Origin of the sequence: Bacillus sp. FSL H8-0545 (genome assembly GCF_038006105.1) — a bacterium.
GTDB classification, from domain to species: Bacteria; Bacillota; Bacilli; order Bacillales; family Bacillaceae_G; genus Bacillus_A; species Bacillus_A cereus_U.
In genome coordinates this window covers 3331657-3350578 of sequence record NZ_JBBOUO010000001.1, presented here as the reverse complement: position 1 = coordinate 3350578, position 18922 = coordinate 3331657, and the positions used below count along the sequence as shown (strand labels likewise).

Sequence of the window (18922 nt, the reverse complement as noted above, 5' to 3'; positions counted from 1 at the left end):
AAAGAAAAGAGGTGTTAACATGAGTTCTTTTACATTTAACAATCAACGTAAAGATTTTATTCAAATTGAAAAAGGATGGAAAAGACCTACATGGGCACCGTTAAAACGGAATTTTCTAAGTGTTCCAGGTTATCCAGGAGCAAGGTTATTAAACACACAAACTGATATCCGTGTTCTTTCGATTCCTGTAGGAATTATAGTTCCTGATGGTGGCGACTTAGAACTATTAAAAGAAGAAATAGCAGCTTGGTTAATTACAGAACAACCAGTGGAGCTTATTTTTGATGTAGAACCAAATAGAACATATCTAGCAATTGTGGACGAAGGATTTGATCCAGATGAATTCGTTACCCTTGGTAAAGGAACACTTAAATTTATTTGCCCAATGCCTTATAAATTAGGTCAGATACAAACAGTTGATTTTATGAATGATGGTCGAGGTCTAATAGCAAACGTACAAAATAAGGGTAGTGTGGAATCTAATCCGATTTTTGAAATTGAAGTGGAGAAACCTTCCACATTTCTTGATGTATGGAATGGAACGAATTACTTTCGCATTGGATATCCACTGAAAGCTGATCAAGTTCCTGTCGAAAGGAATCAGCGTGTATTGTGGGATGAAATGGGGACCACTGTAGGATGGACAAATGTCCCTAAAACAGAAGATATGACTGGTGGAGGAAAGTTTAAAACAGACGGATATCGTTTTATGGCTGAATATCTAGGTGAACCTACAGTAAAAGGTTGGCATGGTTGCATAGCAAAGAAGAACATTCCACAAGGTCCATTGCAGGACTTTATCATGCAAGCCTATGTAGGTATTAATAGTTTTCACTGGGACCAAATGGGGCGGGTTGAAATAGGATTGTTGGATGAAAACAGCGATTATGTGGCCCGTATATCCATGTCTGATGTTCAATGGGAAGCGGAACAAAACAGCGGATTTGCTAGTGTTGGTAATAGTAAAAAACCAGGTGGACAGGTATTCATTAATGAACATGGGGACCATGCAGACACATGGACAAACTTCAGAGGTCGCTTATGGCTTGCTAGAACTGGAAACAGATGGGAAGCATATATTTCTAAATTTATATTAGGTACGGAGATTGATGACTCAGAGCGCTTTGTAGTGTGGATAGATGAAAATAATGTCAATATGAATAAGGTCGCCCAAGTGCAAATCAGTATTTCTCAGTTTTCAAATAATATGTTTTGTTCACAAATGTCTATCGATGATTTAAAAATATGGAAAGTTAATATGAACACGCAAGATAATCCACCATATATTTTTGATGTTGGAGATAAAGTAGTAATTGATACGGAACGAAGTCTTGTAACGATAAATGGTAAGAGCGCGATTAATCTAAAGGATATATTTAGTGATTATCCAGTTATAAATAAAGGCTCAAACAAGCTAGAAATAATGCCATCGACTGTTGGAATAGCTAAAGTAGCGTATAGGGAGCGATTTAGATGAGAACACCAAGTGGAATATTACATGTTGTTGATTTTAAAACAAGTCAAATCGTTTCCAATATACAACCAAAAGATTATTGGGACGATAAACGACATTGGGAGATAAAAAATAACATTGATACATTAGAGTTTAAAGTATTTGATAATACGGACCATGCAGCTACACTCATGCAGCAAAATCTAGTGTTAAAAGAAGTAAGGGATGGGCGGATTGTTCCATACGTTATTACTGAAATTGAGAAAGATTCAGACGATAGATCAATGATTGCTTATGCTTCTGGCGAGTGGGTTCAACTTGCAAAAGCAGGAATTATCAATCCACAGAAAATCGAAGGTAAGACAGTCAATGAATTTATTGATATGGCACTTGTGGGGACAAAGTGGAAAAGAGGAAAAACCGAATACGCCGGCTTCCACACGATGACAATTGATGAGTTTATAGATCCATTGAAATTTTTAAAAGATATTGCTTCCTTGTTTGAATTAGAAATCCAATACCGTGCGGAAGTCGTAGGTTCTCAAATTGTCGGTCGCTATGTAGATATGGTAAAAAAGCGAGGACGTGATACCGGTAAAGAAGTAACTCTTGGTAAAGACTTGATGGGTATCAAACGAATTGAGAATTCCCAAAACATTTGTACAGCCTTATTGGGGTTCGTAAAAAAAGAAGGTGGGGACTTTATAACCATCTCTAGTATTAATAATGGAGTTCCTTATCTTGTAGACAATGATGCATTTCAGCGATGGAATGAACGAGGGCAACATAAATTCGGATTCTATACTCCGGAGACTGAACAAGATATAACACCACAACGTTTAATGACTCTTATGAAAACTGAGCATAAAAAACGTATTAATACATCTATTTCTTATGATGTTCAAGCACAGTCTATCGGTCGTGTATTTGGACTAGCTCATGAACTAATTAATGAAGGCGATACATTAAAAATTAAGGATACTGGATTTACACCGAAATTATATCTTGAAGCTCGTGCGATTGCTGGTGATGAATCTTTTACGGATCCTATACAAGATAAATATGTGTTTGGTGATTATCGCGAGATTGTGGATACAAACGAAGAATTACGGAAAATGTTCAACAAAATATTAGCTACACTGGGCAGTAAAGCCAATAAAGAATTATTGGATAAGTTAGAAGAACTAGTAAAAGAGAATGATCAAAAAACCGAAACTGCTCAGAAAGAATCAGAAGCAGCGAAACTGTTAGCTGAAAAAGTCCAAGAAAATCTTAAAAACTATCAAACTACTATTATTGAAAGCAAAAACCCGCCGAAGACAGGATTAGAGCCTGGTAAAACACTTTGGCGTGATATCTCAAATGGTAAACCAGGTATCTTAAAAATCTGGAAAGGTACAGAATGGGAAGTGCTTATACCTGATTACGGAAAAGATGTAAAAAATCTTGATGAACGAACGGCTAAATTTGAAATATCAATGAATGGTATGACAAGTGATGTCAAACAACTATCTATTACTACAACAGAACAAGGTAAACAAATATTTGAAGCTAACAATAAAATTGAACAGACTTCACAAAAGCTTGAAGCTAAAATCGATATTAAACAAGTTGAGGATTATGTGGGCGGAATTGGAGTAACGAATGAACTTCGTAACACTCGTTTAAAGCAAGGTACAAAATATTGGTCTAGTGCAGTTTCCTTCTTTGTTGACAATGCTGAAACCCACTGGGGTGATTCGTCTCTCAAACTCTCAGTTAGTGGAAATACTGATAATGCATTCCGCAATATAACATCTGATAGAGTATCAGTTGCTACTGGAGAAAATGTTGTGGTATCAGCATATTTCAAAACAAAAAATATGGATGAACACGAAAGTAAATACACGCGAATTGCAATTGTCTTTTGGAAAGCAGATGGATCTCAATTATCATCTGGTAATTTTCTTAACTTTACTATTCCGAATGATACATGGGTGAGACAGGAATACAGTGTTGTTGCTCCTCCAGAAGCTACAAAAGTAGGTTTAAGAGCTTATGTTATTCGAAATGGCACAATGTGGATGGCACATCCTATGTTACAAAAAGCAACTAAAGCAAGTTCTTACATTGAAAACCCAGCGGATATGGTCGACAAAGATAAAATCATGGATGACTTAGCGGATAAGGTAGCAACTGAAAAATACAATCAGAAAGTTACAGAGTTAGAAAGAAGTATCAGCGCTAATGAAAAAGGCGTTACAATCGTCTCTGAAAAACAAGAAACTTTCATAAATGAGACTTTTGATGCTTATGTAAAGAAAACAGGCTCAAAGTTAGAAGTACTAGATAAAGGAATTCTTGCTGAAGTTAAAAACGGTAATATCATTGCAGCTATTAACTTCTCATCGGAAAAATTAGAAATCGATGTTTCAAAAGTAGCTATTAATGCAGATACAATGGTGAAATGGTTAACGGCAAAAGGTATTGATACGAATGTCATTAACGTTATTGGTGATAAGATTACCATTGATAAAAATGGTGTAACCGTTAAAATGCTAGATTTCCTATTCCAAGATGAATGGGGAACTAAAACAACCGCAGTATCAAGACGAAATCTAATAGCAGATCCCGACTTTTCTTCTGTTGGAAAGAAAAACATTGGGAATAGCGATTATTATGGATTTGAAGGTGGATATGGTCTTACTTGGAAGTCGCAGGGCAATGTAGTGATAGAAAAAAATACATCTGTATTTGATTACGAACAAATGGTTAATGCGTCAAGGGTAGATATGTACAACTATCCAGAAGCAGTGGTTAACAATGGGATACATCCTGGTAACGAATATACTGTATCTGCACATTTTAGAGCAGCTATGGTAAATGGCGTGCGTAAAACAGCGAAACCACGTTTGCATGTATGCTGTGTGAAGTTTAGGGACAATGTTTCTTATGACATATGGAATGAGCAAAAAATGGACTTCGCTGAGCCATCTGTATTTTATGGAGAAATCAGAAGATATTCATTCACTTTTAAGGTGCCGACAAACTATATACCTCAAGAACATGCGTTAATTATTAAAGTCTATTCTGCAAATGGACAAATAACCGGTGCACAAACAGCGGTTTGTGTATCAGGTGTAACGCTATACAGTGGTAAATATGCATCTATGTATAACTGGGATCGAGCGGCAGCAGAAAGAGCCGCTGGTATTCAACCATTTAATAGTATTGCAATAGGTAGTGTAAATAACAATGTAGGTCCAGCACCTGATGGCCAAACGTTTGATATATCAACAGAAAAAGATGTTAAGTTTTCTACTAATATACGAGCTGCACAAGGTGTAAGTCTTGGTGGAAATGCATTTCAAGGCTGGGGGCATATCCGTTTTACAGACGGTAATCTCGGCCCGGGTTTTTATGTGAGCAGTGCGAATGGTTGGAAATTTAATGCCCTTGGATAAAAAAGGAGAGATATAAATGAATAAGTATGACATTCAAACGATGCCACTTCAAGCAGGTGAAAGCTTTCCTTTTATGGGGAGGCTGGTAGATGCAAAAAGAACTGATACAGGAATTTCTGTCCAAATACCTGCTGATATGTTAAATAATGCGGGCATTCCTGATGGCACTAGTAAGGTCGAAGTATGGAGAGAAATGTCTGACGGAACAATCTGTTTCAGAATTGCAACAAGATGTGAATTGTGTGGACGTGGTGCAAGACTTTATGAGTTAGATATGGGATTTGCGAAAAAAAATATTTGTGCAGATGATTATTTCAAACTGACAGGTAAAAATCCACCGCAAGAAATTCCAACAACTGAAACAATACTAACCGAACAGCTATAAGCTGTTTTTTATTTTGAACAAAATACGGCTTTTATAACAAAAGAGGGACAAATATATGTCTCTCTTCTTATTTTGAAATGAGGTGGTCAAAGTGGAAGGGTTACAAGAAGTAAGAAGCGATGTTCAAGAAATTAAACGAGAGATAAAGGACATTCGTTTAGAGATTAAGAGTTTAGAAATACGAACAACAGGTAACGAGAAAGATATTGATAATATCAACAAGCAGTTGGATAAAATCAGCGCCAATACTACCTGGATTTTAAGACTTATTGTGGGTGAACTTGTTGGAGCAGCTCTTACTTTCTTCTTGAAAGGAGGTGGTATGTAATGTTTGAAATTACTGTAATGATTGGAATTGTAGTTGGTCTTTCGCAGATCGTAAAAACAATTGGATTACAAACAAAATATGTTCCGTTATTAAATTTAACGCTTGGCATTGTGCTAGGCGTTTTATTTTTGGACGGAGATATCAAAACAAATGTATTTCAAGGAATCATCATTGGACTGTCAGCAAGTGGATTATTTGACCATACAAAAATTATGAAAAAGGATGTTGATGCTAAATGAAAAAGACAATGAAACATATTACCTCGGTCCTTATGATTCTAGTACTTGCTAGTTCTTTTGCCACAAGTGCTTTTGCTGATAGAACACTTATTATTCCTGATTTACCGAAACAACCATACCGCAATGGTGTAGGTGCTTATGAGGGCGTTGTAGCACATTCTACAGCCACTCCTGAAGCGCCAGCTATCAATATCCAAAAATATGAGTCTCGTACATGGAGAAACGCATTCGTTCATTATGCAGTAGATTGGAATGAAACAATCCAAATCGCTGACACAAAATACATCGCCTATGGTGGTGGACCTTCTGCTAATAAACGTTTTGTACATGTTGAACTTTGCGAAACAGCTGATTACGATAAGTTCAAACGCAGCTATGATAAATACGTGAAGCTACTTGCTAAAATCCTTCGTGACCGCGGTTTATCTGTAGAAAAAGGATTATGGACTCACTACGATGTAACGAAATACCTTGGTGGTACAGATCATGAAGATCCACTTGACTACTTAAAGTCTCATGGCGTTTCAGAAGCTCAATTTAGAGCAGATGTACAACGCGCATACAATAATTCTAGTGTGGACGTTTCTGTTCCTGAAAAACCATCTAAGCCAGCAGATGTACCAACAGCTGTAACAGACGGTATCGCTTATATTGAAGGTTACAACATTAATTTGCGTAAAGGACCAGGTACAAGCTACTCTAAAATTCGTCAATTAAACAAACCAGAAGCTTACGTTGTATGGGGCGAAAAAGATGGTTGGTTAAATCTTGGTGGTGAGCAATGGATTAAAAATGATCCATTTTATGTGAAGTTTGAAAAGAAAAGCACAGTGGATTCTTCTATTGTAGGGAAGCGTGTTGTTTCAAAAGTTAAAAATCTACGTTTCTATGATGCTCCATCTTGGCAGGATAAAGATGTGGCTGGTTCTGTAGATGTAGGATTAGGATTTACGATTGATGCGAAAGTAAGCGTAAATGGTTCACCACAATATAAAGTTCACAACAGTAAAGGAAAAGCATACTATGTTACTGCAAATGAAGCCTATGTGTATGTGAAGTAAACAAAATGAAATTTAAATAACAAAAGACGATTCTTATTTAGAATCGTCTTTTGTTTCTATTTCCGTAAATCGTTTAATTAATTCTCCATCACGTTCAATTGTTTCAAAAAACATGTCATAAGGTCTAGCGAAAATATCTCCAGAATCATTTTGATATATAACAAGTTTTTCGTTTGTTTCTGAGTGTTGTGCAGTGCATATCATTTTGTAAATTGTACCTTTGAAATGTCTGAATGTTCTCATGATGCCCTCCTGTTAATCCTTAACAATTGGATATATTTGTACAGCTAAAAGGACAAGTCCACATACAGTAATATACCCCATATTTTCTAAATTAACAGCGTGAGCAATTCCAGTTGTTGCGACGAGTGTTAAAATAGCCGTGAAAATATGTAGTCTTTTAGCCCTTTTGCGTTCAGGAGAATTTTGAGTAACTTCTGTTAGAAAAATATCTAAAATTTGTTGTACTTTAGTTTCAGTCATTTCTCTTGCGAAGTCTAGAATCCTTTGTTTTTCCTCAGCTGAAGTAGTTGCATAGTTTACATCTAAAAATTGCCGTAAGGTTTCTTCTTCCACATATCTTTGTACAATAGCTCGTAAGTTATTCATTATTTGACCCGTTATACTCCTTACGTAACATGTTGGCTATTTCTTTAGCCGCTTCGTTCATATGAGTCATTAAGTGATCACCAAGTTCTTTAGCAGTTTCAAGTGATACATTACTTACGCCTCTATCTGTAAGAAAGCTTTGAATTTCAGTATCCAGATGCAATTTAGATGTATTTACACTTTCAGATTGATAATAAACAGTACTACTTTGCTTGTTATAAGGCTTTAAAGCTTCGGAAGTTAATTTAATTAGTGCTAATTGACAAAATTTAATCCCAGGTGTTAACCGTATAGGAACCGCTGAATGATTTATAGCTAAAAAGCTTAATCTTCCTTCGTATCCTGGATTCATGTAACTAGCTGGACTGATCATAAAGCCAAGTAATTTGACACTATAACGTTCTAAAACTTGAGCTGCCATATTTGTCGGGATTTTAAAATATTCATTCGTTTGGACTAATATGGACTGATTGGGTTGCAAATAGAATTCTTCAGTTCTAATATCAACTTCTCTATAACATTCTATAGGAACTTCAGCACCAAGTATTATAGGATCTTGTGATTCATAGACTTTAATATGATTGTTTAAAGTTAAATTGATAGTTGCACCTTCACAGTTTTCTGGGATGTAGGGTTTAATTAAGTTAGTATTTTGTGCAAGGAACATTAAGTCTTTATCACTTAAAAACATACAATAGCCCCCCTTAATTAGTTACTAATTGTGCTATTGTATTAACTATGTATCATTATGTATAATATGGCAATATAAAATCTTGAATTTATATAGTTTTGACAAAGAATTTTAATTCTTTCTATATGTGGGTAACCTATGTTTCTATAATCTTTAGTACGGGCGGGATTAAGGTTTTGTGGGATTAGGATTTACAATTGATGCAAAAGTGAGTGTTAATGGATAGTGGCAATACAAAATGTATAATAGCAAAGGTAAAATATACTATGTTACCATAAATGAAGCCTATGAATATGTGAAGTGTTTTTTTAACAAAAGAATAGTTTGGTAAAAAAAGAGCCGTCATTTGATGGCTCTTTTTTTATTATTAAAATTTACTTTTAGATAATGCCTTTAATATAGGATTAATCATCTTACTTAATAAACGGAATCCCCTAAATACAGACCGAACAACCTTCATATAATCGTCCCCCTTAAATTAAGTAAATCATACCAATTTATAGAGTGTATGAAAAGTAATGATCCACTTGACCACTGACCACAAAAATGACCACACACTTAAAATAAATTAAATTCATTCAAAACAAAAAGAAGACATTTGAATTTATTATCTTTGCAAAAGAATACACTACAGTAATACAAGCTACACTAAATGATGTGATATACTTTATACAGCTCATATGGGGATTTGATAATTAAATAAATTCAACTCTTCATGATGTACTATATATAATAGAAGAAGAATGAAAATGTTTATTGGTTTTGTCATCACCCTGTTGGAGTCAACCTAATGCGCCTAATGGCTACAAAAGACATCTACTTCGTACCATTCGGCCAAGATGCACCAGAGAAAAAACCGAACTCAATGGTAGCTCGTATGGAGTTACTTGAAGATACAGTATTAGAAGCGTTACAAGGAAAACAATTACAACCTGTTGTTGTAGAAAAATTCAGATATATGAATTAAAAAACGAAAAAAAACGTACAATTTTTGTTGAAACCATCATTCTTACTGTAGAATATGATAAAATTAACGTTATTAAGATTAGAGGGGGCATTGTAAGCTCCTTCTAATTCTAAGTTATAGAAGGATTGGTATCTAGAAAGGGGCATAGTGATGGAAAAGCAAAAAACTTTTCATGTCGCTGTAGTTGGAGCAACCGGCGCAGTTGGTGAACAAATGTTAAATACTTTAGAGAAACGAGAATTTCCAATTGGGAAGTTAACGTTACTTTCATCTAAACGATCTGCAGGTAAGAAACTTGTATTTAAAGGCGAAGAATTTACAGTTCAAGAGGCAACTCCTGAAAGTTTTGAAGGAGTAGATATTGCACTATTTAGTGCAGGTGGATCTGTATCGAAACAATTAGCGCCAGAAGCAGCAAAGCGCGGTGCAATTGTTGTTGATAATACAAGTGCATTCCGTATGACAGAAAACGTGCCACTTGTTGTACCTGAAGTAAATGAAAATGATTTAAAAGAACATAATGGTATTATTGCAAATCCAAACTGTTCTACAATTCAAATGGTAGTAGCTCTTGAGCCAGTTCGCCAGCAATATGGTTTAAAACGAGTAATCGTTTCCACATATCAAGCTGTATCAGGTGCTGGTGCGGCAGCTATTGAAGAACTTCATGAACAATCACAAGCAATCTTAAATGGCGAAGAAGTAAAGGCGAATGTTTTACCTGTATCAGGTGACGAAAAGCATTTCCAAATCGCTTTTAATGCTATTCCACAGATTGATAAATTCCAAGATAATGGATTTACATTTGAAGAAATGAAAATGATTAATGAAACGAAAAAAATTATGCATATGCCTGAATTAGAAGTAGCTGCGACATGTGTACGTTTACCAGTTGTATCGGGTCATTCCGAGTCTGTGTACATTGAAGTAGATAAAGAAGGCGTAACAGTAGAAGAAATGAAAAACTTACTTGCAAATGCAGAAGGTATTGTACTGCAAGATAATCCAGCAGAGCAGTTATATCCAATGCCAGCTACTGCAGTAGGTAAAAACGAAGTATTCGTTGGAAGAATCCGTAAAGATTTAAATAATGATAAAGGATTCCATCTTTGGGTCGTATCTGATAACTTATTAAAAGGCGCTGCATGGAATTCTGTTCAAATTGCAGAGCGCTTAGTAAAATTACAATTAGTGTAAACGGCTAAGAGAAGGTGCAAAATATGAAAATTATTGTTCAAAAATTTGGTGGAACATCAGTACGTGATGACAATGGGCGTAAGCATGCGCTTCACCATATAAAAAAATCGTTAGCTGCTGGTTATAAAGTAGTTACTGTCGTATCAGCAATGGGCCGTAAAGGTGAACCGTACGCAACTGATACGTTATTAAGTCTTGTAAATCAAGAGGAATCTAATATTTCTAAACGTGAGCAAGATTTATTATTATCATGCGGAGAATTAATCTCAGCAATTGTTTTCTCTAACATGTTGAATGAGAATGGTATAAAAGCAGCAGCATTAAATGGTGCACAAGCTGGTTTTGTAACGAATAATGACTTTACGAATGCTAAGATTATTGAAATGAATTGCGATCGTATACATGAAGAGTTAGCAAATGTAGATGTTATCGTCGTTACTGGATTCCAAGGTCAAACGAAAAATGGAGATACGACAACACTTGGCCGCGGAGGTAGTGATACTTCAGCTTCAGCATTAGGTGTTGCGCTTCATGCTGAATATATCGATATATTCACAGATGTTGAAGGTGTTATGACTGCGGATCCTCGTATCGTAAAAGATGCGCGTCATCTTCAAACTGTAACATATAACGAGATTTGTAACATGGCTTATCAAGGTGCGAAAGTTGTTCATCCGCGTGCGGTTGAAATTGCGATGCATGCAAAAGTACCACTTCGTGTACGTTCTACGTATTCTGATAGTGAAGGTACGCTTATTGCGGCATATGATGGTGCTACAAAAGGGCAGGATGTAGAAGAGCGTCCTGTTACAGGGATTGCCCATGTGTCAAATGTAACGCAAATTAAAGTGCTTGCAAAAGAAACTGCATATGATTTACAACAACACGTGTTTAAAGAAATGGCTAATGAAGGGATTAGTGTGGACTTAATTAACATTTCTCCTACCGGTGTAGCTTACACAGTAAAGGATAGTGTATCAGCGCGTGCAGTTGAGGTTTTAAAGCAACTTGGATATGATCCAGTTGTGACAGAGCATTGTGCGAAGGTTTCTATCGTTGGTGCTGGAATGGCAGGTATTCCAGGGGTTACAGCGAAAATTGTCACAGCTTTAGCGGAAAAAGGTATTCAAATTCTGCAATCAGCAGATAGTCATACGACAATTTGGGTTCTTGTAAAAGAAGCCGATTTAGTGGAGGCTGTGAATGCATTACATAGTGCATTTGAGCTTTCAAAAGAAAAGCAACTGGAACAATAAGGAGTGAGATCATGATAGATTTTGGGACAATTGCAACCGCGATGGTAACACCGTTTGATAAAAACGATAATATCGATTTTGCAAAGACAACGAAATTGGTAAATTATTTAATTGATAACGGTACAACAGCAATCGTGGTAGGAGGAACGACTGGAGAATCTCCTACATTAACATCAGAAGAAAAAGTAGCGTTATATCGCCATGTCGTATCTGTTGTCGATAAAAGGGTGCCCGTAATCGCTGGAACAGGTAGCAATAATACGCATGCTTCTGTTGATTTAACAAAAAAGGCAACTGAAGTTGGTGTTGATGCAGTTATGCTAGTGGCACCGTATTATAACAAACCGAGTCAAGAAGGGATGTACCAGCACTTTAAAACAATTGCTGAAAGTACTCCGCTTCCGGTAATGCTATATAATGTTCCAGGGCGATCTATTGTACAAATCTCCGTTGATACAGTTGTTCGTTTATCAGAAATAGAAAACATTGTTGCGATTAAAGATGCAGGCGGCGATGTGTTAACAATGACAGAAATCATTGAAAAAACAGCGGACGACTTTGCAGTATACAGCGGTGATGATGGTTTAACATTACCAGCTATGGCAATTGGAGCAAAAGGTATTGTTTCTGTAGCATCTCATGTTATCGGGAATGAAATACAAGAAATGATTGCTGCATTCCAAGCTGGAGAGTTCAAAAAAGCGCAGAAATTACATCAATTACTAGTAAAAGTAACGGATGCACTATTTATGGCGCCAAGCCCAACACCAGTAAAAACAGCATTACAAATGGTTGGATTAGATGTAGGTTCTGTACGTTTACCACTTCTTCCATTAACGGAAGAAGAAAGAGTAACGTTACAATCTGTAATGCAATCTATTCCTCGTTAATAAAAATGACCTAGTGTGAAACTAGGTCATTTTTATTTTGACTAACTATATGTAAGTGGTGAAAATTAGCTATAGTTAATAGGCTGTAATAAGAAGGCGATGGCAGAGTGTAGGATTAGTTAGAAACGGATTACAGAGATAAGATTTTTTTAGTGAATATCGTTTCATGTTTATGTAAAGAACTCACATGAATATTTTTCCATTAAACTCCTATTACGTAGGAAAAATAGTGAGTATGATATGAAAATCCCCCCCGAAAATTACAGCCTCACTTTAGCGTCTTCTCTTGTCTTTCGCATAATTTAACTTGTGTTCTATTTCTTGTATCAGGTATAATATGGCTAAGTAGCTTAGTACGGGTATGCTTAGCAAAATTGGTAAAAATTACGATTCAATGAAATTTTCATATCATATCGAATAAGATATTTGATTTATATAATGAAAGAGAGGTGAAACCTGGTTTAAAAAATTAACAAGGACATGATATCGCATAACGGTAAGGACATTCGTCTTGGACGGTGAATATATGGTGGTTGTAGAGTTTCCCCTGGTGTCTCTGCAATTTTAGTGAAATCAGTGTTTGCAAGATTTTTAAACCAGGCAACAACATGAAGAGAAAAGAGAATGAGTCTGTTAAAGTATTTGCGCTTGGCGGAGTAGGTGAAATCGGAAAAAACATGTACTGTGTTGAAATTGATTCTGAAATCTTTATTGTAGATGCAGGATTGATGTTCCCGGGAGATGAAATGTTTGGGATTGATATTGTTATTCCTGACATTACATATTTAGTAGAAAATCAAGAGCGAGTAAAAGGACTATTTATTACCCATGGTCATGAAGATCATATTGGTGGAATTGTTTATGTGCTTCGTAAATTATCTATTCCAGTATATGCGACGAAATTAACGGTAGGACTTATACAAGAAAAGCTTGGCGAAGCAGGAATGTTAGGCCGTGTAGACTTAAAAACAATTGACTCGAATTCAACAGTAGAGTTTAATTCAACAACTGTGTCATTCTTCGGAACGACACATAGTATTCCGGATTCTGTGGGTGTTTGTTTCCATACATCAAAAGGTGCTGTAGTATATACAGGAGACTTTAAATTTGATCAAACTCCAATCGGAAATAGTGGAGCAGATATTGGGAAAATGGCGCAAATTGGAAATGAAGGCGTGCTTTGCTTGTTATCTGATAGTACAAACGCTGAACGTCCTGGTTATACAGGTTCGGAAAAAGAAGTTGGTATAGAGATTTCTAAAGTATTCTATAGTTCAGAAGGACGTATTATTGTTGCTTCATTTGCCTCCAATGTACATCGTATTCAACAAGTGTTTGATGCAGCTGCTGAAACTGGAAGGAAGGTAGCAGTAGTAGGACGTAGCATGGTAAAAGTGGTAGATATTGCAAGACGTCTTGGTTATTTAGATGTTCCAGAAGGTATGGTTATTTCATTACAAGAAATAGACAATTTCCCGGAAAAAAAGGTAGCTATTTTAACGACTGGTAGTCAAGGGGAACCGATGGCAGCCCTTTCTAGAATGGCGAAGCAAGCTCATAAACAAATTTCAATTCGTAAAGGTGATACTGTTATTATTGCAGCTTCTCCAATTCCAGGAAATGAAATATCTGTATCAAAAATTATTGACTTGTTATTTAGAGCTGGTGCTGAGGTTATTTATTACGGTGAAAGAAAAGTTCACGTTTCAGGTCACGGTAGCCAAGAAGAATTAAAGCTGATGATAAATTTAATGAAGCCGAAGTATTTTGTACCCGTACATGGTGAGTTTCGTATGCAAAAAGCACATGCATATTTAGCGGAGGATGTAGGTATTACGAGAGAGAATATCTTTATCGTAGAAAAAGGTGATGTAATTGCTTTTGATGACGATGAAGCAAAATTAGTTGGTAAAGTGCAAGCTGGCAATGTTTTGATTGATGGATTAGGTGTAGGTGACGTCGGTAACATCGTTCTTCGAGATAGAAAGATGTTATCTCAAGATGGAATTTTAGTTGTTGTTGTAACACTAGGTAAGGATGAAAAGAAAATAATCTCTGGTCCAGAAATTATTTCACGCGGCTTTGTATATGTTCGTGAATCAGAAGCATTAATCGAACGATCCACAGATATTGTACGTATGATTGTTGAACAATCAATTAAAGAGTATACAATTGAATGGTCTATGTTGAAACAAAATATTCGTGAATTATTAGGGCAGTTCTTGTACGAAGAAACGAAGAGAAAGCCAATGATTTTACCGATTATTATGGAAGTATAAAGAAGGTCACCTTTACAGGTGATCTTTTTCTTTTTTAACCCTATCGAATGAAATTTATAACTTAAGAAATAATAGTTATATACGAGTGAAAGGGGATGCGATATGACAGAACGTGATCGTTATACAAATGAAGAAAAAGAAGCTGAGCCGAAAGAAGTTCCAAAAGAGGCTTCTATAGTGGAGAAAATTCAGCAACTTGGACAGACGAATGTACCACAAATGAATGAATCGCGTATTCATTGCTTAACAATTGTTGGGCAGGTGGAAGGTCATATTCAGTTGCCACCACAAAATAAAACAACAAAATATGAACACATCATTCCGCAAATTGTCGCGATTGAACAAAATCCAAAAATTGAAGGTTTACTGTTAATATTAAATACAGTTGGAGGTGACGTTGAAGCTGGGTTAGCGATTTCTGAAATGGTGGCTTCGCTTTCAAAACCAACTGTATCTCTTGTTTTAGGAGGAGGGCATTCAATCGGTGTACCGATTGCGGTCTCGACTAATTATTCATTTATTGCCGAAACAGCGACGATGACAATTCATCCGATTCGTTTAACAGGTCTTGTTATAGGTGTGCCGCAAACATTTGAGTATTTGGATAAAATGCAAGAAAGAGTCATTCGATTTGTGACAAAGCATTCGAAAGTAACGGAAGATCGTTTTAAAGAGCTTATGTTTGCAAAAGGGAATTTGACGCGAGATATTGGGACGAATGTAATAGGTGGAGATGCAGTGAAGTATGGTCTTATAGATGGTGTCGGTGGTATTGGTAGCGCACTTCGAAAATTAAACGAATTAATTGATGAACGCATGGATAATAGTGCAGAAGGGACAATGCTACAATGATTTTATATACAATTATGCCGGAGCAACTTGTGTATCCGGCCGATTATTCACAATGCGAAAGCCAAAAAGTTGTGAATATAAATGGCGTGGAATTAGTGGTTTCTGAGGAGGATAATCAATGTTACTCTATTGTACGTGTATTAAGTACGAATCCGTCTCACTACCTAGATTTTGAGCCTGGACAGAAAATTACCTTTTAGCAAAAAGAAGGATTTTGTTTAGGAGCTATGGTATAATATACAAAACAAGACGGTTGAGCAGCCATGAGTAGGCTGCTTTCTTCTGTTTATTTAACATTTTACAAGAAGTGTAAAAATAGAAGATATAAAGACCTGAAAAATAGAGAGAAAGACATATAAGTAGAACTTTTTTATAAGGAAGTTGTACTTAATTTTTAGAACACGAGGTGAAGAAATGGCAAAACAAAAGCAAAGAGGGACGAAGGCAAAGGCAAGACGTACGATAAAGCCAACTTTGTATTATGAAATCGTCGGGTTGACTCTTTTTGCACTTTCAATTATTACGATTTTACAGCTAGGTGTTGTAGGTAAATCGTTTGTGTTATTTTTTCGCTTCTTCTTTGGTGAGTGGTACATAATTGGTGTGTTAGGTGTAATAGCTTTATCTGTTGCATTTGTAATAAAGCGTGGATGGCCAAACCTTTTAAATAAACGGTTAATAGGTGTTTATTTAATTGTACTAGCAATATTAATGTTTAGTCATATTACATTATTTAACCTTCTTACGAAAGATGGAGCTGTGCAAAATACTTCTGTAATTGTTAGTACAAAAGATTACTTCTTCCTTGAAATGAAAAAGGGCCCGGATAGTGTTCATTTAGGTGGTGGTATGTTCGGTGCACTGATGTTCGCAACGTGCTACTTCTTATTTGACGAAGTAGGGGCATATATCATTGGAATTATTTTAGTTATTCTTGGAATACTTTGTATAACAAATAAGCACATTGGAGAAGTACTTGCTCCGGTAGGGAGAATTCTTAGAAGTCAATTTCAAGTAATGCAAGGGGATTATAAAGATTGGAAATCTCAAAGGGTCGCCGAGCAAACTGAAAAGAAAAAAACAACAAGAAGCAAGAGACGTGAACGTGTTGCTGAACAAGAAGAAGCTATTGAGCCAGTAGAAGAAATAGAAATTGGTCCACCAATTATTTCAAATTTTACTGAGAATTATCCAGTAAGTGAAGAGACGGAAAAGCAGATAGAAGAAAATGATTTAATCACTCCTCCGTTTATTGAAGAGGCAGTTCCACCTACGCCAGAAGAACAATCTCAAAAGAAACGAGGAGAAAAAATCGTTGAATCGCTAGAAGGTGAAACGAAAGCACCTCCTATGCAATTTTCTAATGTGGAAAATAAAGATTATAAGCTTCCTTCGCTTGATATATTAAAGTTTCCCCAAAATAAGCAAGTTACAAATGAAAATGCGGAAATTTATGAAAATGCTCGTAAATTGGAACGTACATTCCAAAGTTTTGGTGTGAAAGCGAAAGTAACAAAAGTACATAGAGGTCCTGCAGTTACGAAGTATGAAGTGTATCCTGATATGGGAGTAAAAGTAAGTAAAATTGTTAGTTTAAGTGATGATTTGGCGCTTGCTTTAGCAGCGAAAGACATTCGTATTGAAGCACCTATTCCCGGGAAATCAGCTGTAGGGATTGAGGTTCCGAATTCAGAAGTTTCTATGGTAACGCTGAGAGAAGTTCTTGATTCAAAGGCGAATAACCACCCAGAAGAGAAGTTATTAATCGGTCTTGGACGTGATGTTACAGGAGAGGCTGTATTGGCACGTTTAAATAAAATGCCCCATTTATTAGTAGCTGGTGCGACTGGTAGTGGAAAGAGTGTATGTATTAATGGAATTATTGTAAGTATTTTAATGCGTGCGAAACCGCATGAAGTAAAATTAATGATGATTGATCCGAAAATGGTAGAGTTAAATGTATATAACGGTGTTCCGCACTTATTAACACCAGTTGTAACTGATCCGAAAAAAGCGTCACAGGCTTTGAAGAAAGTTGTGAGTGAAATGGAGCGTCGTTATGAATTATTTGCGCATAGCGGTACGCGTAACATTGAAGGGTATAACGATTATATTAAAGAACATAATAGCCAATCGGAAGCGAAACAACCTGAATTACCATATATTGTGGTAATTGTGGACGAGTTAGCTGATTTAATGATGGTTGCTTCTTCGGATGTAGAAGATGCGATTATGCGTTTAGCACAAATGGCACGTGCTGCTGGTATTCATTTAATTATTGCGACTCAGCGTCCGTCAGTTGATGTTATTACGGGTGTTATTAAAGCGAATATTCCATCGCGTATTGCATTTGCTGTATCTTCCCAAATAGACTCTCGAACGATTCTTGACGGTGGTGGTGCAGAGAAGTTGCTAGGTCGTGGAGATATGTTGTTCATACCAATTGGTGCATCGAAACCTGTTCGTGTACAGGGGGCGTTTTTATCAGATGATGAAGTTGAGAGAGTCGTAGAATCTGTTATTGCGCAGCAAAAAGCGCAATATCAAGAGGATATGATTCCACAAGATGTTCCTGAAACAAAGCAGGAAGTAGAAGATGAATTATACGATGAAGCGGTTCAGCTTGTAGTAGAAATGCAAACAGCATCTGTTTCTATGTTACAACGTAGATTTAGGGTAGGATATACGCGAGCAGCTCGTTTAATTGATGCCATGGAAATGAATGGTGTAGTAGGTCCTTATGAAGGTAGTAAACCAAGGGGAGTACTCATTAAAGATGTGCAAGAAAAAAGTTCTTAAAAAAAGCCTAATTGTTTTTACAATTAGGCTTTTTTATATGCTGTTTTTGTTATATACTATAGTCAATAGAAAAGAAAGTGCTTACATAACGGAGGGCTCTTTAGAATACGAATGCTTATCGTTTTGATTTTCTAAACGTTCGATATTTAATGTAGAAAAATGTTGAATTCTGTTGACACATATGGGAGCAAGTGGTAAGATTACTTCGAAAAGAACCACTACCTCATATAATCTTGGAGATAAGGTCCATAAGTTTCTACCTGGCAACCATGAATTGCTAGACTATGAGGGGAAAAGTGTGTAACAAAGGATGTAAGGAATCTTTGTGCCGAACTTTTTCTCGATATGAGGAATGTTTATGGTGCAAAGTTTTTTTTATGGAATAAAGTGTGAAAATTTCATCTTGAAAAATTATTAATATTTATTCGATAATTACGCTTATTTTTAGTATTTAGTAATTTATACTATGTTGT

The 18922-nt window shown here is 36.1% G+C and carries 16 protein-coding genes, 1 pseudogene and 1 riboswitch; of the genes and pseudogenes, 14 read left to right on the top strand and 3 right to left on the bottom strand.

The window, feature by feature from the left end:
- Positions 1–19: 19 nt before the first annotated feature.
- The 6 genes from MHI07_RS17440 (at position 20) to MHI07_RS17415 (ending at position 6909) form a co-directional block, all read left to right on the top strand.
- Positions 20–1477 (top strand): distal tail protein Dit, encoded by a 1458-nt coding sequence (locus MHI07_RS17440; RefSeq protein ID WP_340825401.1) that lies wholly within the window; start codon positions 20–22, stop codon positions 1475–1477.
- Entirely contained in the window at positions 1474–4896 is a 3423-nt protein-coding gene (locus tag MHI07_RS17435; RefSeq protein WP_340825399.1) for a phage tail spike protein, read from the top strand. The genes MHI07_RS17440 and MHI07_RS17435 overlap by 4 nt, the downstream gene beginning before the upstream one ends.
- 16 nt (positions 4897–4912) lie before the next feature.
- Positions 4913–5281, top strand: a complete 369-nt coding sequence (locus MHI07_RS17430; protein WP_340825397.1) for a hypothetical protein — start codon at positions 4913–4915, stop codon at positions 5279–5281.
- A gap of 91 nt (positions 5282–5372) precedes the next feature.
- Positions 5373–5609, top strand: a complete 237-nt coding sequence (locus MHI07_RS17425; RefSeq protein WP_340825395.1) for a hemolysin XhlA family protein — start codon at positions 5373–5375, stop codon at positions 5607–5609.
- Positions 5609–5848, top strand: coding sequence for a holin (locus tag MHI07_RS17420; RefSeq protein ID WP_286118892.1), 240 nt, complete (start codon positions 5609–5611; stop codon positions 5846–5848). Before MHI07_RS17425 ends, MHI07_RS17420 begins: the two co-directional genes overlap by 1 nt.
- A complete protein-coding gene (locus tag MHI07_RS17415) occupies positions 5845–6909 on the top strand; it encodes an N-acetylmuramoyl-L-alanine amidase (RefSeq protein ID WP_340825393.1) in 1065 nt (354 codons plus the stop codon). The genes MHI07_RS17420 and MHI07_RS17415 overlap by 4 nt, the downstream gene beginning before the upstream one ends.
- A 33-nt stretch (positions 6910–6942) precedes the next feature.
- On the opposite strand, the gene MHI07_RS17410 is transcribed toward MHI07_RS17415, so the two are convergent.
- From MHI07_RS17410 to dcd, 3 genes are read right to left on the bottom strand one after another with little or no spacing between them, the layout of a single operon-like run.
- Positions 6943–7152 (bottom strand): DUF1653 domain-containing protein, encoded by a 210-nt coding sequence (locus MHI07_RS17410; protein ID WP_340825390.1) that lies wholly within the window; start codon positions 7150–7152, stop codon positions 6943–6945.
- A gap of 12 nt (positions 7153–7164) precedes the next feature.
- Positions 7165–7518 carry a hypothetical protein gene (locus MHI07_RS17405; RefSeq protein ID WP_097818164.1) on the bottom strand — a complete coding sequence of 118 codons (354 nt, stop codon included), beginning with the start codon at positions 7516–7518 and terminating at the stop codon, positions 7165–7167.
- Positions 7511–8209, bottom strand: coding sequence for a dCTP deaminase (gene dcd / locus MHI07_RS17400; protein ID WP_340825386.1), 699 nt, complete (start codon positions 8207–8209; stop codon positions 7511–7513). The genes MHI07_RS17405 and dcd overlap by 8 nt, the downstream gene beginning before the upstream one ends.
- A 778-nt stretch (positions 8210–8987) precedes the next feature.
- On the opposite strand from dcd, the pseudogene spoVFB reads away from it, so the two are divergent.
- The 8 genes and pseudogenes from spoVFB to MHI07_RS17360 form a co-directional block, all read left to right on the top strand.
- Positions 8988–9176, top strand: a pseudogene (gene spoVFB, locus MHI07_RS17395) (dipicolinate synthase subunit B); the annotation flags it as partial.
- A gap of 150 nt (positions 9177–9326) precedes the next feature.
- Positions 9327–10373, top strand: coding sequence for an aspartate-semialdehyde dehydrogenase (asd, locus tag MHI07_RS17390; protein ID WP_002014577.1), 1047 nt, complete (start codon positions 9327–9329; stop codon positions 10371–10373).
- 23 nt (positions 10374–10396) lie between these two features.
- The gene (gene dapG, locus MHI07_RS17385; protein ID WP_002160751.1) at positions 10397–11629 is read left to right on the top strand and encodes an aspartate kinase; all 1233 of its coding nucleotides are present in this window, start codon (positions 10397–10399) and stop codon (positions 11627–11629) included.
- An 11-nt stretch (positions 11630–11640) separates the two neighbouring features.
- Positions 11641–12519: a 4-hydroxy-tetrahydrodipicolinate synthase gene (dapA, locus tag MHI07_RS17380; protein WP_340825384.1), complete on the top strand. Its 879-nt coding sequence runs from the start codon at positions 11641–11643 to the stop codon at positions 12517–12519.
- Positions 12520–13127: 608 nt separating this feature from the next.
- Positions 13128–14798: a ribonuclease J gene (locus MHI07_RS17375; RefSeq protein WP_215579434.1), complete on the top strand. Its 1671-nt coding sequence runs from the start codon at positions 13128–13130 to the stop codon at positions 14796–14798.
- A 102-nt stretch (positions 14799–14900) separates the two neighbouring features.
- A complete protein-coding gene (gene tepA, locus MHI07_RS17370; RefSeq protein ID WP_002146116.1) occupies positions 14901–15650 on the top strand; it encodes a translocation-enhancing protein TepA in 750 nt (249 codons plus the stop codon).
- On the top strand, positions 15647–15850 hold the full coding sequence (locus MHI07_RS17365) for a YlzJ-like family protein (RefSeq protein WP_002111349.1): 204 nt from the start codon (positions 15647–15649) through the stop codon (positions 15848–15850). Before tepA ends, MHI07_RS17365 begins: the two co-directional genes overlap by 4 nt.
- A 214-nt stretch (positions 15851–16064) precedes the next feature.
- Positions 16065–18449, top strand: a complete 2385-nt coding sequence (locus MHI07_RS17360; RefSeq protein ID WP_002160753.1) for a DNA translocase FtsK — start codon at positions 16065–16067, stop codon at positions 18447–18449.
- 203 nt (positions 18450–18652) lie between these two features.
- Positions 18653–18754, top strand: a riboswitch (purine riboswitch).
- Positions 18755–18922 lie beyond the last annotated feature (168 nt).